12 protein-coding genes are annotated in these 13,370 nt (G+C 75.0%); 5 read left to right on the forward strand and 7 right to left on the reverse strand.

Annotation, left to right across the window (positions count from 1 at the left end):
* Nucleotides 1-46 precede the first annotated feature (46 nt).
* On the forward strand, nt 47-907 hold the full coding sequence (locus ABZ914_RS00270) for a polysaccharide deacetylase family protein (protein WP_500190513.1): 861 nt from the start codon (nt 47-49) through the stop codon (nt 905-907).
* Here ABZ914_RS00270 and ABZ914_RS00275 read toward each other — a convergent pair.
* Nucleotides 894-2,357 carry an aminotransferase class I/II-fold pyridoxal phosphate-dependent enzyme gene (locus tag ABZ914_RS00275; protein ID WP_500190515.1) on the reverse strand — a complete coding sequence of 488 codons (1,464 nt, stop codon included), beginning with the start codon at nt 2,355-2,357 and terminating at the stop codon, nt 894-896. The two genes, ABZ914_RS00270 and ABZ914_RS00275, sit on opposite strands and share 14 nt — an antisense overlap.
* Nucleotides 2,358-2,488: 131 nt before the next feature.
* On the opposite strand from ABZ914_RS00275, the gene ABZ914_RS00280 reads away from it, so the two are divergent.
* The 3 genes from ABZ914_RS00280 (at nt 2,489) to ABZ914_RS00290 (ending at nt 3,926) form a co-directional block, all read left to right on the forward strand.
* Nucleotides 2,489-2,845, forward strand: a complete 357-nt coding sequence (locus ABZ914_RS00280) for a DUF3140 domain-containing protein (protein WP_190855900.1) — start codon at nt 2,489-2,491, stop codon at nt 2,843-2,845.
* 10 nt (nt 2,846-2,855) lie between these two features.
* Complete coding sequence (locus ABZ914_RS00285; RefSeq protein ID WP_173097109.1) at nt 2,856-3,047, forward strand: hypothetical protein; 192 nt, start codon at nt 2,856-2,858, stop codon at nt 3,045-3,047.
* A gap of 102 nt (nt 3,048-3,149) precedes the next feature.
* Entirely contained in the window at nt 3,150-3,926 is a 777-nt protein-coding gene (locus tag ABZ914_RS00290) for an MgtC/SapB family protein (protein ID WP_500190517.1), read from the forward strand.
* A gap of 20 nt (nt 3,927-3,946) precedes the next feature.
* Here the strand turns inward: ABZ914_RS00290 and ABZ914_RS00295 are convergent, their stop codons facing one another.
* Entirely contained in the window at nt 3,947-4,135 is a 189-nt protein-coding gene (locus tag ABZ914_RS00295; protein ID WP_190855897.1) for a hypothetical protein, read from the reverse strand.
* A 49-nt stretch (nt 4,136-4,184) separates the two neighbouring features.
* Between ABZ914_RS00295 and ABZ914_RS00300 the strand changes: the two genes are divergently transcribed.
* Nucleotides 4,185-6,896 (forward strand): helix-turn-helix transcriptional regulator, encoded by a 2,712-nt coding sequence (locus ABZ914_RS00300; RefSeq protein ID WP_500190519.1) that lies wholly within the window; start codon nt 4,185-4,187, stop codon nt 6,894-6,896.
* Here the strand turns inward: ABZ914_RS00300 and ABZ914_RS00305 are convergent.
* From ABZ914_RS00305 to ABZ914_RS00325, 5 genes are all read right to left on the reverse strand, one after another.
* Nucleotides 6,889-8,085, reverse strand: a complete 1,197-nt coding sequence (locus ABZ914_RS00305; RefSeq protein WP_500190521.1) for an erythromycin esterase family protein — start codon at nt 8,083-8,085, stop codon at nt 6,889-6,891. The two genes, ABZ914_RS00300 and ABZ914_RS00305, sit on opposite strands and share 8 nt — an antisense overlap.
* Nucleotides 8,086-8,173: 88 nt before the next feature.
* Nucleotides 8,174-8,620 carry a carboxymuconolactone decarboxylase family protein gene (locus ABZ914_RS00310; RefSeq protein ID WP_500190523.1) on the reverse strand — a complete coding sequence of 149 codons (447 nt, stop codon included), beginning with the start codon at nt 8,618-8,620 and terminating at the stop codon, nt 8,174-8,176.
* Nucleotides 8,621-8,749: 129 nt separating this feature from the next.
* Nucleotides 8,750-9,232, reverse strand: a complete 483-nt coding sequence (locus ABZ914_RS00315) for an RrF2 family transcriptional regulator (protein ID WP_500190525.1) — start codon at nt 9,230-9,232, stop codon at nt 8,750-8,752.
* 10 nt (nt 9,233-9,242) lie between these two features.
* On the reverse strand, nt 9,243-10,127 hold the full coding sequence (locus tag ABZ914_RS00320) for an arylamine N-acetyltransferase family protein (protein ID WP_500190527.1): 885 nt from the start codon (nt 10,125-10,127) through the stop codon (nt 9,243-9,245).
* Nucleotides 10,124-13,264: an AfsR/SARP family transcriptional regulator gene (locus ABZ914_RS00325; protein WP_500190529.1), complete on the reverse strand. Its 3,141-nt coding sequence runs from the start codon at nt 13,262-13,264 to the stop codon at nt 10,124-10,126. Before ABZ914_RS00325 ends, ABZ914_RS00320 begins: the two co-directional genes overlap by 4 nt.
* Nucleotides 13,265-13,370 lie beyond the last annotated feature (106 nt).

Consider the following 13,370-nt stretch of genomic DNA (forward strand, 5'->3'; position numbering starts at 1 on the left):
GGACGCCGCTCAGTGGACCCATGGGAAAGGCGGTAAGTTCTGCGCCATGGGGGACTATTGGGGCCGGTCTGTCCGGGTCGTCGCGGGGGCCGCGGTCCTCGCTCTCGCGCTCGCGGCGTGCCAGCGGTCCGCGACGGAGAAGCCCAAGGGAGCGGCACCGCCCGCCCCGGCGCCGCACGGTCCGGCGGCGCCCGCTGTGGGGCAGCAGCCGGACACGGCGGCGGTCTGGCGGAAATGGGGCCTGAAGCCGCTGGTCCCCGCGCCCGCGCCGCCGGTGGACAAGCCGCTCGAACTCCCGAGGAAGGGCCCCGCGAAGGTCTTCGAAAGCGTCCCCACGAAGGACCGCGTCGTCTTCGTGACCCTCGACGACGGGCAGGAGAAGGACCCGAAGTTCGTCGAGATGATGAACGAGCTCAAAGTGCCCGTCACGATGTTCCTCACCAAGGACGACATCCAGGACGACTACGGGTACTTCAAGCCGCTGCAGGCGCTCGGCAACCGCGTCCAGGACCACACCATCACCCATCCGGTGCTGCCCACGCTCGGCCTGGAAGGGCAGAAGCACGAGATCTGCGGCGACCGCGACGCCCTCACCGAGCAGTACGGGACGGCGCCGACGCTGCTCAGGCCGCCCTTCGGGCGGTGGAACTCGCTGACGCAGCAGGCCGCGCGCGAATGCGGCATCAGCGGCATCGTGATGTGGCGGGCGTCGATGCAGATCCACGACTTCCAGTACGACGACCCGAAGAAGGAACTGCATCCGGGCGACATCCTGCTCGCGCATTTCCGGGGCCCGAAGCAGCTCAAGGGCGAGACGATGACGCGGATGTTCGCCGATCTGCTCAAGCAGATCGAGAAGCGCGGGTTCAGCGTCGCGCGGCTGGAGGACTACATCAGCGTTCGATGAACACCCGGACGCTCTTCACCGCCGGGTCGGCGGTGTCGGGGATGACCATTCCGGCGTCGACGCCGGTCCGCAGGTAGTCGATGACGGGGCCGGTGATCCGCTCGCCGGGCAGGACGGCCGGGATGCCGGGCGGGTACGGGGTGATCATCTCGGCGGAGACGCGGCCGGCGGCCCGGTCCGCGGGCACCTGCTCGGCGGGGCCGAAGAACGCGTCGCGGGGCAGCACGACCTGTTCGAGCCGCAGCTCGGCCGGCGGCGGCACCTTCACCTCGGGGGCGCCGGTGAGCGAGCCGATGTTCGCGCGCAGGTCGCGGAACGCGGCGAGGAGCTGCCCGACGGTGTCCTTGTCGTCGGCGAAGGTCAGCTGCGCGCTGATCCGGCGGTGGTCGGCCAGGTGCATGTTGATCCGGTGGTGCTCGCGCAGCCGGTCGGCGACGCGGTAGCCGCTCGTGCCGAGGCCGGCGAGGTCGACGACGATCGGCAGCGGGTCGAGGTCCCGGGCGAGGCCGGGGCCGGTGAACTCATCGCGGCCCTGCACGTCGAAGCCCATCTCCGACAGCTCGGACCGGGCCCGGGCGGCCAGCTCCAGCGCGTCGCCCAGCAGCTCGCGGCCGTGCTCGACCATCTGCCGGCGCCACCCGTCCAGGCCCGCGTACAGCAGGACGGACGGGCTGGTCGTGCCGAGCAGGTCCTCGCGGGCCTTCAGCACGTCCGGGTCGACGAGATGCCCCTGGAGGTGGAACACCGAGCCCTGTTCGAGGCCCGCGCCCATCTTGTGGACGCTGGTCACGCACACGTCGGCGCCGGAGTCCATCGCCCAGGTCGGCAGGTCGGGGTGGAACGGCAGGTGCGCGCCCCACGCCTCGTCCACGATCAGCGGCTTGCCCCGCTTGTGGCACTCCTCGGCGATCGCCGACAGGTGCGCGCACGTCCCGTACGGGGTGGGGCTGGTGACGAGGGCGCCCTTGGCGTCGGGGTGCTCGTCGAACCGGGCGGCGTAGGCCCCGGCGGACGGCGGGTGGGCGAGGTGCCGCTCCGCGTCCCATTCCGGCTCCACCCAGATCGGGCGGATGCCGGCCAGGATGAGCCCCGACACGACGGACTTGTGCGCGTCCCGCCCGACCAGCAGCTTCTCGTGCGGCCCGGCGACCGAGAGCATCGCGCTCTTCACCGAGAGCGAGCTTCCGCAGGTGGAGAAGAACGTCTTGTCGGCGTGGACGGCGTCCGCCATCAGCTCCTGCGCGTGCTCCAGGACCCCCTTGCTGGACGTCCGGTCGTCCAGCCCCGACATCGCGAGCAGGTCCGACCGGTACACGGCGTCGCCGAGCACCTCGCGGGCGCGGGGGTCGGCGCCGCGGCCCTGCTTGTGGCCGGGCGGGGTGAACGGGACCTGGCCCTCCCGGTGGTAGGCGGCCAGGGCTTCCAGAACGGGGGCTCGGGAGTGGTCCATTCCGGGCGTGTTCCCCGCGGCGGGACGCTCTAACGGGCGCGCCGGGCCGCACGGGCGGACGAACCGGCGGCCGGCCGGGCGGACGACCGGCCGGACGAATGGGACGGCCGACACCGGGTAGGGCGAACGCCATGAACGATCGCATACCGGCCGAGGCGGAGCTGGCCTGGGAGGACTTCCACCGGCTCGTCAACATGACGTCCGACGAGCTGCGCACCTGGCTGCTCACGGACGCCTCGGGCGAGGAGGCGTTCCCGGCGGAGCCGGAAACCGGCGTCTCCGAGCTCGGCGCCCGTGTGGTGGACCTGCTGCGCAAGCGGAAGGTGGACCTCACCGACGGCGACGCCGACGTGATGCGGCAGGTCGTGGACTACGTCGAGGAGCACCTGGACGCCCCGCCGCCGGACGGCGCGAGCAACGAGCGGTGGCGGCACGAGCTGATGACGGTGGGCCACGACCCGCTGCGCCCCGAGCCGTCCAGCGCATAGGAGGGGGATCATGCCGAACCCGCAGCAGCCCGAGATGAGGCGGTCCGGCCGGACCGCCGTGACCGAGGAGCCGGCGCCGGAGGCCACCGACCCCAAGGCGACGCGGGCGAAGGGCCACGCGCACGGCACCGACAAGGGGAACAAGGGCGGCGGCAAGGGCGGCGGGACACCGCCGGACCAGCAGCCCCCGCACCCCGACTAGCGGACAGGCGCCGAGGCCGCCCCGGACTCCCGGGGCGGCCTCGGCGTGCGGCTCACCGGGAACGAGCGGACACGAGCGGACAGGGACGGGTAGGGACGGAAGGTGCTGGAGCTTTCGGCGGGGCAGGGGCTCGTGCAGATCGGGGAGCTGCTGCTCGCCCTGGTGCTGTCGGCCTGCATCGGCCTGGAGCGGGGGCTGCGCAACAAGAGCGCGGGGCTGCGCACGCACACCCTGGTCGGGCTGGGCGCGGCGCTGTTCATGCTGGTCAGCAAGTACGGGTTCCAGCACGCGCCGGGGCCGGTGTCGTTCGACCCGTCGCGGGTGGCGGCGCAGATCGTGTCGGGCATCGGCTTCATCGGCGGCGGGCTGATCTTCGTCCGGCGGGACGCGGTGCGCGGGCTGACGACCGCGGCGGTGGTGTGGGTGACGGCGGCGGTCGGGATGGCGGCGGGCGGCGGCCTGTGGCTGCTGGCGATCGCGGTGACCGGCGGGCACTTCCTGGTGGTGTACGGGCTGAGCGCGCTGTCGCGGCGGCTGCCGATGGAGCGGTTCCAGCCCGCCGGGGTGGCCCGGCTGCGGCTGGTCTACCGGGACGGGCGGGGCGCGCTGCGCCGGGTGCTGGTGGAGTGCACGCAGCGCGGGTTCGCGGTGCTGGAGGCCAACGTCGACCGCGAGTACCTGCCGGACGACTCCGACCGCGGCCGCGACGAGCGCCGCGACCGGGACGAGGCGACCGGGCGGCACGGCCCGTGGAACGCGGTGGTGACGCTGGTGCTGGAGGGGGCCGGCTCGATCCCCGACCTGGCCGCGACCCTGGCCGAGCTGCCCGACATCGTGGGGGTCACGGTCGGCTCGGACCACGACGACGACAGCGCGTGACCCGGGGGCCGGGGGATCCGCTAGGGCGCCTGGGTCTGCGGGCGGTAGCCCTCGTCCTCGCCGCCGGGGGCCTCGGCCTCGGCGTTCGGGGGGTCGGTCTTGCTCGGGGTGTGCTCTTCGGCGAAGTCGTCGTCGACCTCCTGCGGCGCGCCCGCCTCGGCGCGGCGGTCGGCGAGCGGTTTGTCCTCGTCCCGCTTGTGTTCGGCCATGGGGTTCCTCTACTCGGGTGGGAGGCGAATAAACGCTTAGGGTGAAGGCATGTTGTACGGGCGGGACGAGGAACTGGCCGCGATCGACCGGCTTCTCGGTCAGGTCCGCGAGGGGCGCGGTCGGACGCTCGTACTGCGCGGTGAGGCAGGCATAGGCAAGACCGCCCTTCTCGACCATGCCGCTGCGGAAGCGTCCGGCATGCGGGTGCTGCGCGGTACGGGCGTCGAGTACGAGAGCGGGATGCCGTACGCCGGTCTCCACATGCTTCTGAGCGGGCATCTGGACCGGATCGATTCGCTGCCCGACGCACAGGCGCGCGCACTGCGCAACGCCCTCAACATCGGCGCCCGCCAGGACGCCGACGGCGGTGACCGGTTCCTCGTGGGGCTGGCCGTCCTGACCCTTCTCGCCGACCTCGCCGAGGAGAAGCCGCTGCTCTGCCTGGTCGACGACGCGCACTGGCTGGACGGTCCGTCCGCCGAGGCGCTGCTGTTCGCGGCGCGGCGCCTGGAGGCCGAGCCGGTCGGGCTGCTGTTCGCGGCCCGCGACATGGACGCGCCGGAGTTCCCCGCGCCCGGTCTGCCCGAGGTGCGGCTGCGCGGGCTCGACAAGGGCGCCGCTACCGAGCTGCTCGCCCGGCACGCCGCCGAACTGCCCCGGCACGTCCACCACGAGATCCTCGCGGCCGCGATGGGCAATCCGCTGGCCCTCCTCGAACTGCCCGGGCTCCGGACGCAGGCGCACGACGCGTCCTCGGCGTACGAGCGGATCCGCCGGTCGTTCGCCGAGAAGATCGCCGCGCTGCCGGAGCCGTCCCGGACGCTGCTGCTGCTCGTCGCGGTGGACGACGCGGGCGGGATCCCCGCGATCATGGGGGCGGCGGAGCGGCTCGGCGCGTCCGTCGACGACCTGGAGCCCGCCGAGCGGCGCGGCCTGCTGCGGTCCACCGCGGACGGCCGGCTGGAGGTGCGGCACCCGATCGTCCGCACCGCCGCGTACGGCGAGGCGCCGCTGAGCCTGCGCATCGCGGCGCACCGCGCGCTCGCGGAGACGTACCGGGACCGCGGCGACCACTGCCACCACGCCTGGCACCTGGCCCGGTCGGCGACCGGGCCGGACGAGGCCGTCGCGGCCGTCCTGGAGTCGACGGCGGGCACCGAGCGGGAGTCCGGCGGCGACGCGTCCGCCGCCGCGATGTACGAGTCCGCGGCCGCGCTCAGCCCCGACCCGGCCGCGCGCGGCCGCCGCTTGGCCGCCGCCGCGCGCGCGTACGCGTTCGCCGGGCTGACGGAGCGGGCCGTCGAGCTGGCCGCGCGCGCCGAGACCGACCTGGACGACCCGGTCGCGCGCGCCGACCTGACGCTGATCCGCGCGTCCCTCGCCGACGATCAGGACCGGACGAAGGAGGCCTACCGGATGTTCGCGGAGACCGCCGCGTCCGTCGCCGAGCTGGATCCCCGCCTGTCCGGCTACCTGTTCTTCCAGGCCGCGGGCGCCGCGGCGAACGCGGGCGACTACGCGGCCGTCGACGCCATCGCGACACGCGGCACCGAGCTGGACCTGCCGAACGCGTCCCATCTGCGCGCCCTGTCCCGGGTGTTCGCCGGGCAGAACCCGCTCGCCGCGCCCGGCGACATGACCGGGGGCGTCGCCGCGCTCCGCGAGCTCATGGCCGCGATGGACCTCTGCTTCGGCCCGCGCGACCGGGTCCGCGTCGCCCTGTGGCACATCCTGATCGGCGACCTCGATGGCGCCGCCGAGACGGCCGCCGAGCTGGAGGCGCGGTACCGCGCGCAGGGCGCGATCGGGCTGCTCGCGCCCATCCTGATGATCCGCGCGCGGGCGCGGCTGATGCTCGGCCACCACCGCGACGCGCACACCGCCGCGACGGAGGGCCTGCGGATCGCCGCCGACACCGGGCAGCACCGCATCCGCGTCTACCTGCAGACGGTCCTCGGCCTCCTCGCCGCGATCGAGGGCGACGAGGAGCGCTGCACCGAGCTGACCGAGGAGGCGCTGGCCCGCGCGGTGCCGCCGAGCAGCGTCCACGCGGCGGCGGCGCGCGGGCTCCTCGATCTCGGTCTCGGCCGCCACGAGGCCGCGCTGTCCCGGCTGTCGGACGTGGTGAGCGGGCCGAACCGGCAGGGCGCGATCGCGAGCCTGCCCGACCTCGTCGAGGCCGCCGTCCGCGCGGGCCGTCCGGAGCCGGGGAAGGACGCCGCCGAGTGGTACACCGGCTGGGCCCGGCAGATCGGGCGGCCGTGGGCGGAGGCGATCGCGCTGCGCTGCGCCGCCCTCCTCGCCCCGGACGACGCGGCGGACGCGTTGTTCGCGCAGGCCGTCGAGCTGCACCGCAAGGGCGGCACGCCGTTCGAGCGGGCCCGCACCGAGCTGCTCTACGGCGAGTGGCTGCGGCGCTCGCGGCGCCGCAACGACGCCCGCGCCCAGCTCCACTCGGCGCTGGAGGCGTTCGAGCGGCTCGGCGCGGCGCCGTGGGCGGAGCGCGTCCGCACCGAGCTGCGCGCGGCCGGCGAGAGCCTCGCCGCCGCCGGCGCGGACGCGGGGCGCGACGATCTCGCCGCCCGCCTCACCCCGCAGGAGCTCCAGGTCGTCCGGCTCGCCGCGGCGGGCCTCAGCAACCGGGAGATCGGCGCGCAGCTGTTCCTCAGCCCCCGCACCGTCGGCTACCACCTCTACAAGGCGTATCCGAAGCTCGGCGTCGCGTCACGAGGCGAGCTCCCGCACCTCGACCTCACCTGAGAAGGCGGGCCGGGGTGACCTGGCGGGAGTGGAACACGAGGTCGAGGAGGGCGCCGGGGCACGAGCCGGACATCGCGTGGTCCGCGTCGTCCTCGGGACGGTAGCCGGGGCCGATCACCCGGATCGGCGCGGGGGCGGCGAGCCAGGCGGCGACCGCGGCCGGGCGCGGTCCGCGCAGGTCGAGCAGGTAGTGCGGCGGGCCCGCCTGCCCGAGGACGGCGTCGCCGAACGCGGCGGGCGGCGGCGGGACCGGGACGCCGCCGTGCACCGCGCCGTGGTCGAACGTCAGCCCGACCGCCAGGTAGCCGTCGCCGAGCTCCTTGCGCAGGTGACCGCCCGTGTTCGTGCGCTCGGACGGCCCGCTGGTGACGCGCTCGCCGCTCGCCGCGTGCGCGATGCCGCCCCAGTAGACGACCTTGGAGCGCGTCCGCTCGTGCCACCAGAGCAGGTTGGCCGCCATCCGCCGCTCGCTGAACGGGATGATCTCCTCGTACGGCAGGCCGTGGAAGTGGTGGAAGTCCACGATCGCCTGGGCGGCGTGCACCGCGAGATCGTCGCCGGGGATGTCCTTGACCAGCGCGTACGCCTGCTCGGCCCGGTCGCTGAGGGGGCGCTTGGCGGGCTCGCGGCGGAACCGGCCCACATGCTCGTCGATGTCGCCGTCCGGCCGCAGCGGCGCGTACAGCTCCCGGATCTCGCCGAGCCCGCCGGGGGCGGCCCGCCGGACGTGCTCGGTGACCAGGTCGTACGCCGATGCCCGGACGGTGGTGAAGTTCATCCCGAACACCCGGACCGGGTCGCCGGGGTGGTCCTCGTTGAAGCGCCGGATCCAGAGCAGCGCGTCGAGCACCTCCTCGGTCCGCCACGGCAGCCACGCGTCGGACAGCAGCGCGCGCGGGTCGCCCTCGCCCGTCCGGACGTACGCGTCGAGGCGCAGGCCGCTCGTCCAGTCCTCCTCCAGGGCGAGCGTCCTGAACCCCAGTTCCTCCACCAGGAACCGCAGGACGCGGTGCTGGAGCACGAACAGCTCGTGGGCGCCGCGCGTCGCCGCGCCGAGGCCCGCCACGCGCGCGCCGCCCGCCGCGTCCCGCAGCGGTTCCAGGTCGCCGAGCGGCCCGTCCGCCGAGCCCGCGGCGACGGGCCGCGCCTCCTCCGCGATCCAGCTCGTGACCGCGTTCTCCCCGCTCATGCCGTCTCCTCTCGTCGTCGCCGACGCTAGGAGCCGGGGGACCGGCCGGGCATCCGTCACCCGACTGGTCCCGGCCGGGAGCGGCCTCTCAGGCGCGCATCGAGCCGGCGATCTGGCGGGTCGTGACGTTGATCCGGTTCCACGCGTTGATCGCGGCGATGCACATGATGAGGGAGAGCAGGCTCTCCTCGTCGTAGGCGTCGGCGGCCTCGTCCCAGACGTCGTCGGGGACGCCCGCGGGGTTGTCGGCGATGCGGGTGGCGGCCTCGGTGAGGGCGAGCGCGGCGCGCTCCTCGTCGGTGAAGTACGGGGACTCGCGCCAGGCCGCGACGGACCAGAGGCGCTCGTCGGTCTCGCCGTCCTTCTTGGCGTCGTAGGCGTGCATGTCGGCGCAGAAGCCGCAGCCGTTGATCTGGCTGGCGCGGAGCCGGACCAGTTCGAGGGTGCTCTTCGGGACGCTGCTCTTGGCCAGCACGCCCTCCAGGTCGAGCAGCGCCTTGTAGGCGCCGGGGGCGATGGCGGAGAGGCCGGTCATCCGTGGCTGCATAGTAATTCCCTTTCTGAGATGGGGGATATCCAGATTTCAAGCGCGCCGAGGCCGCTCCGGAACGGCTCCGGCGCCGGTCAGGTGGTCGGGCGGTCGGGCGGTCAGGTGGTCAGGTGGTCAGTTGCGCGCGTACCAGGCCCGCACGTTGTCCTCGATCTCCGGCACCCCGCGCTTCACCGCCGCGCTGACGTCGGCGAGCGTCTGCTCGGCCAGCGCCCTGCGCCAGGCGAGCTCCGCCTTCCGCATGGCGGTGCTGACGGCGCAGGGCCGCCGCAGGACGGACGCGGGGGTGCCGGCCCCGACGCCGCGGACGCGGATCTCGGTGCACTGGAACGCCTCCTCCGGCCCCTCGATCGCGGCCACCACGTCCATCATCGTGATCTTCTCCAGCGGGCGGGCGAGGCGGAAGCCGCCCCGCGCGCCCGGCGTCGAGGTCACGAGACCGGCCTTGACCAGGGCCTGGAGCTGCTTGTTCAGGTAGGGCGGGGGAAGTTCGAAGCCGGCCGCGAGCCGTGCCGTCGGCACGGGCCGGTCCTCGTCCATCCAGTCGAGCAGCAGCAGGCAGTGCGCCGCCCACTCGACCCCCTCGCTGATTCGCATAACCCGGACATTACACGTCTAGATTCAATCCGTCCACCGCCTTGACGAGCCGGGGGGCGTCGTCGTCCGCCAGGACGATGCCGAACTCCTCGGCGAGCACGTCCGGGAGCCGCACCGGAGGCACGGTGCGCGTCTCGCCCGCGCCGGACGGCCGCGTCACCGTCAGCTTCGTCCCGTCCAGCACGAGGTGCGCCTCGGGGGAGAACCGCTGGACGAACGGCCGCCTCGTGAACGGCGACCGCGGGCTCGTCGCCACGTAGTGGTTCAGCACGTCGAAATCGACGCGGAACGCCTCGACCAGGGGGAACGAGTGCCGCCTGAACCAGCCGTCCGGGCCGCGCTGGTGCATCTCCCACACCTGGGCGCCCGCCGGCAGCGCCGCGGAGGCCCGGCCGGGACGCAGCCGGAAGCCCCAGCCGTCCTGCTCGACGTCCGCGCCGCCGGGGAACTCCAGCGGCTCCAGCGGGCCGCCGCCGAAGCCGACGTCGCACAGCAGCGCGGGCTCGTCCGCGGCCTGCCCGGGCGTGCGGACGTGCAGCAGCGCGTGCGTGCCCGGGAGCACCTTCTCCGCCCCCATGGACACCCGGCCGGTCAGCGCCGTGACCTCGAAGCCGATCCTCTCCAGCACGGCGGCGAACAGCCGGTTGTGCTCGAAGCAGTACCCGCCGCGCGGCCGGTCGACGAGCTTGCCCTGCACGGTCGCGAGGTCCAGCTCGATCGGCCGGCCCAGCATGATCTCCAGATTCTCGAACGGGATCGCGGTGACGTGCGCTCGGTGCAGCGCGCGCAGCGTCGCGGCGTCCGGCCGGGGGACGCCGTCGAAGCCGATGCGCTCGAGGTAGGCGGGCAGGTCCAGCCGGTCGCCCTGCCATCCGAAACCGAGATCCTCGCTCATGATGCTCCCTCCGCCCGCGCGGCCGCGCGGCCGTGCTCGAATGCGCTCCTGAACGGGGCAACGCCGATCGCCGCCGTGATCGTCCCGACAGCTCGGTTGATATCGCCCATTTCGGCCTCCGGGAGTGGGGCGCCGGCGGACGCGCGCAGCGCGGACGCCTCGCCGAGCAGCCGAGCCGCCGCGATGTGCTCGCCCGCGAGCGCGCGCGCACCCGCCACCCCTTCGAGCGCGAGCGCGATGGCGCGCGGATCGCCGGTGGCGCGCGCGCCGGCGAGCCCGTCCAGGTGCAGCGCGAGCGCGGCCTCCGCGTCCCCGCGCAGTTCCGCGACGTACCCGAGCTGGGCGTGCAGGAACGCGATCCCGGCCGTCCCGCCGATGCCGCGCAGCCAGCCGAGCGGGGCGCGCAGGTGCCGCTCGGCGGCGTCGAGGTCGCCGCGGGCCCGCGCGACCAGCCCGAGCCCGGCCTCGGCGAACTCCTCCGGCGACCGGGCGGCCTGCCGAGTGGCGATCCGTAGGGCCTCCTCGTGCCGGTCGCGGGCCTCGTCGAGGGCGCCGGTCAGCAGCGCGACGCGGCCGAGCCCGGCCGTGCGGAACGACACCTCGGGCCACATCCCGAGGTCCTCGGCGAGCCGCAGGCCCGCGCGGTGGTGGGCGGCGGCCGCCGCGTAGTCGCCGGTGATCTCGGCGCGGCGGCCGAGGGCGTCGGTCGCCTCCAGCCGGCCCCACGCGTCGCCCAGGGCGGTGAAGAGCGCCATGCTCTCGCCGCCGTCGCGCTCCATGGCCGCCAGGCCGCCGTGGACGATCGCGAACTTGGCGCGGGTCGCCAGCGCGGCGGCCGTGTACCAGGGGTCGGCGCGCGCGCGGAACACGGCGAGCGCATGTTCGACGCGAGCCTGGTTCGCGGTGATGTCGCCATAGGCCCAGTGGGCGTGGCTCAGGAACCACTCCGCCCGCGCGTAGGCGAACGTCTCCCGGTCCTTGTAGCGCTCAAGGGCGGCGACGCGCAGGCGCTCGGAATCGGTGGTCTCGCCCGCCAGCATGGTGAAACCCGCCAGCCACGTCTCGGCCTCCACCCGACCGGGCTCGGCCGCACCGGCCTCCGCCAGCGCCTCCTTGAAGGCGTATCGGGCCTCGCCGAACCGTCCGCGCAGGTACCAGTACCAGCCCAGCGCGTTCACCAGCGGCAGCCCAGCCCCGTGGTCGAGGGCGGCGCGCAGGTTGGCACCCTCCTGATCGAGGCGTTCCAGCCATTCGCGCTGCTCAGGTCCCCGTAGTGCGCCGTCCGCCCGTTCGGCCAGGTCGATGTAGTACCGGATGTGGCGGTGCCGCAGTTCCTTCTCCTCGCCCGCCTCGCGCAGCCGCTCCAGCCCGTAGGCGGCGACCGATTCCAGCAGGCGGTAGCGGTCGTCCCGCGCGCGCACGACGAGCGAACGGTCCACGAGGCGCGCCAGCACCTCGGCGTCCGCGCCGCAGACCTCCTCAGCCGCCGCGAGCGTGCAGCCGCCCGCGTGGACGGCGAGGCGCCGCAGCACCGCCCGCTCGTCCTCGCCGAGCAGGCCCCAGCTCCAGTCGATCACCGCGCGGAGCGTCCGCTGCCGCTCCGGGCCGCCGCGCCGGCCGCCCGCCAGCACGCGGAACCGGTCGTCGAGCCGCGCCGCCAGCTCCCGCACCCCGAACGCCCGGACGCGCGTCGCCGCCAGTTCCAGCGCGAGCGGGACGCCGTCCAGCCGCCGGCAGATCGACGCGACCCACGGCGCCGACGCCGCGTCCAGCGCGAACCCGGGGTCCGCCGCCGACGCCCGCGCCGCGAACAGCCGGACCGCGCCCGACTCCAGGAGCGCGTCCGGGGCCGTCGCGTGCCCGGGCAGGTCCAGCGGCGGGACGACCAGCAGCCGCTCGTCCGGCAGGCCGAGCGGCTCGCGCGACGTCGCGAGGACCCGCAGGCCGGGCGCGGCGGCGAGCAGCCGCCCGGCCAGCTCCGCGACCTGCTCGACCACGTGCTCGCAGTTGTCCAGGACGAGCAGCGCCCGCCGCCCGCGCAGCGCCTCGCCGACGCGCCCGGCGGCGCCCGACGGGCCGCCGGGGCCGCCGGGGTCCGGCGCGGTCTCGTCGCGCAGGCCGAGGACATGCCCGATCAGCCGGGCGACCTCGGCGGACGTCGCCGGACGGCCCGGCGCCAGCTCGACGAACCAGACGCCGTCCGGGTGGACGGCGGCCGACCGGGCCGCCGTCTCCAGCGCCAGCCGGGTCTTCCCGACGCCTCCGGTGCCGGTCAGCGTCACCAGCCGGTGCGCGGCCAGCAGCGCGCGGGCGCGCTCGACCTCGCGTTCGCGCCCGATCAGCTCGCCGAGGACGGCCGGCAGGCGCGGAGCCGTCCGCGGGCGCTCGGCCTCCGACGGATCCTGCTCCAGCATCGACCGGTACAGCGCGGCCAGCTCCGGACCGGGGTCGACGCCCAGCTCGTCGGCGAGGCGTTCCCGCAGGTCGTGGTAGCCGGTGAGCGCCTCGGCGCGGCGTCCGGCGCGGTACAGGGCGCGCAGGTGCGCGGCGCGCAACCGCTCCCGGAGCGGGTGCTCCGCGACCGGCGCGGCCAGCTCGGCGGCGACCGCCGCGTGCTCGCCCAGGTCGAGCCGCGCCTCGGCGTGCTCTTCGAGGGCGGCCAGCCGGCGCTCCTCCAGGCCGGCGGCCGCCGCCTCGGCGAACGGGGCGTCCGCGAACCCGTCGAACGCCGGCCCGCGCCACAGCTCCAGCGCGGACCCCAGCAGGTGCGCCTTGGCGACCGGATCGGCGGTCCGCCCGGCCCGGACGAGCAGCGCCGCGAACTCGCCCGCGTCCACGGCGTCCGGCGGCACGTCCAGCGCGTACCCGGGCGGGCGGGCGGCGACCAGCGCCCGCGCGCCCGGCTCGGCGTCCTCCAGGACCCTCCGCAGCTGCGAGACCCGGGCTTGGAGCGTTCCCGCCGGGTTCCGGGGCGGCCGTTCGCCCCACAGCGCGTCGATCAGCCGGTCCACCGGGACGGCTCGGCCCGGCTCGGTGAGCGCCTCGGTGAGCAGCGCCGCCAGCAGCGTCCGGACCTTGGGCTCGGGTACCCGGACCGGCGTCCCGCCGGACGTCCACCCCGTAAGCGGGCCAAGCACCCCAAAGCGCACACCGCCAGCGTAACGAGCGCTACGGACGGACCCGCAGCCGTTCCGTAGCGCTCCACGCCACGGTTGGGCCCGAACAACACGCCCCTTAAGGAGA

Origin of the sequence: Spirillospora sp. NPDC046719, assembly GCF_040645715.1 — a bacterium.
Classification (GTDB): Bacteria; Actinomycetota; Actinomycetes; order Streptosporangiales; family Streptosporangiaceae; genus Spirillospora.

Bases quoted from the DNA above. Each gene is read 5' to 3' on its own strand.
- ABZ914_RS00285 (WP_173097109.1), top strand. From the start codon at position 2,856: ATGCCGAACCCGCAGCAGCCCGAGATGAGGCGGTCCGGCCGGACCGCC.
- ABZ914_RS00315 (WP_500190525.1), bottom strand. From the start codon at position 9,232: ATGCGAATCAGCGAGGGGGTCGAGTGGGCGGCGCACTGCCTGCTGCTG.
- ABZ914_RS00300 (WP_500190519.1), top strand. From the start codon at position 4,185: ATGTTGTACGGGCGGGACGAGGAACTGGCCGCGATCGACCGGCTTCTC.
- ABZ914_RS00280 (WP_190855900.1), top strand. From the start codon at position 2,489: ATGAACGATCGCATACCGGCCGAGGCGGAGCTGGCCTGGGAGGACTTC.
- ABZ914_RS00275 (WP_500190515.1), bottom strand. From the start codon at position 2,357: ATGGACCACTCCCGAGCCCCCGTTCTGGAAGCCCTGGCCGCCTACCAC.
- ABZ914_RS00270 (WP_500190513.1), top strand. From the start codon at position 47: ATGGGGGACTATTGGGGCCGGTCTGTCCGGGTCGTCGCGGGGGCCGCG.
- ABZ914_RS00310 (WP_500190523.1), bottom strand. From the start codon at position 8,620: ATGACCGGCCTCTCCGCCATCGCCCCCGGCGCCTACAAGGCGCTGCTC.
- ABZ914_RS00305 (WP_500190521.1), bottom strand. From the start codon at position 8,085: ATGAGCGGGGAGAACGCGGTCACGAGCTGGATCGCGGAGGAGGCGCGG.
- ABZ914_RS00320 (WP_500190527.1), bottom strand. From the start codon at position 10,127: ATGAGCGAGGATCTCGGTTTCGGATGGCAGGGCGACCGGCTGGACCTG.
- ABZ914_RS00295 (WP_190855897.1), bottom strand. From the start codon at position 4,135: ATGGCCGAACACAAGCGGGACGAGGACAAACCGCTCGCCGACCGCCGC.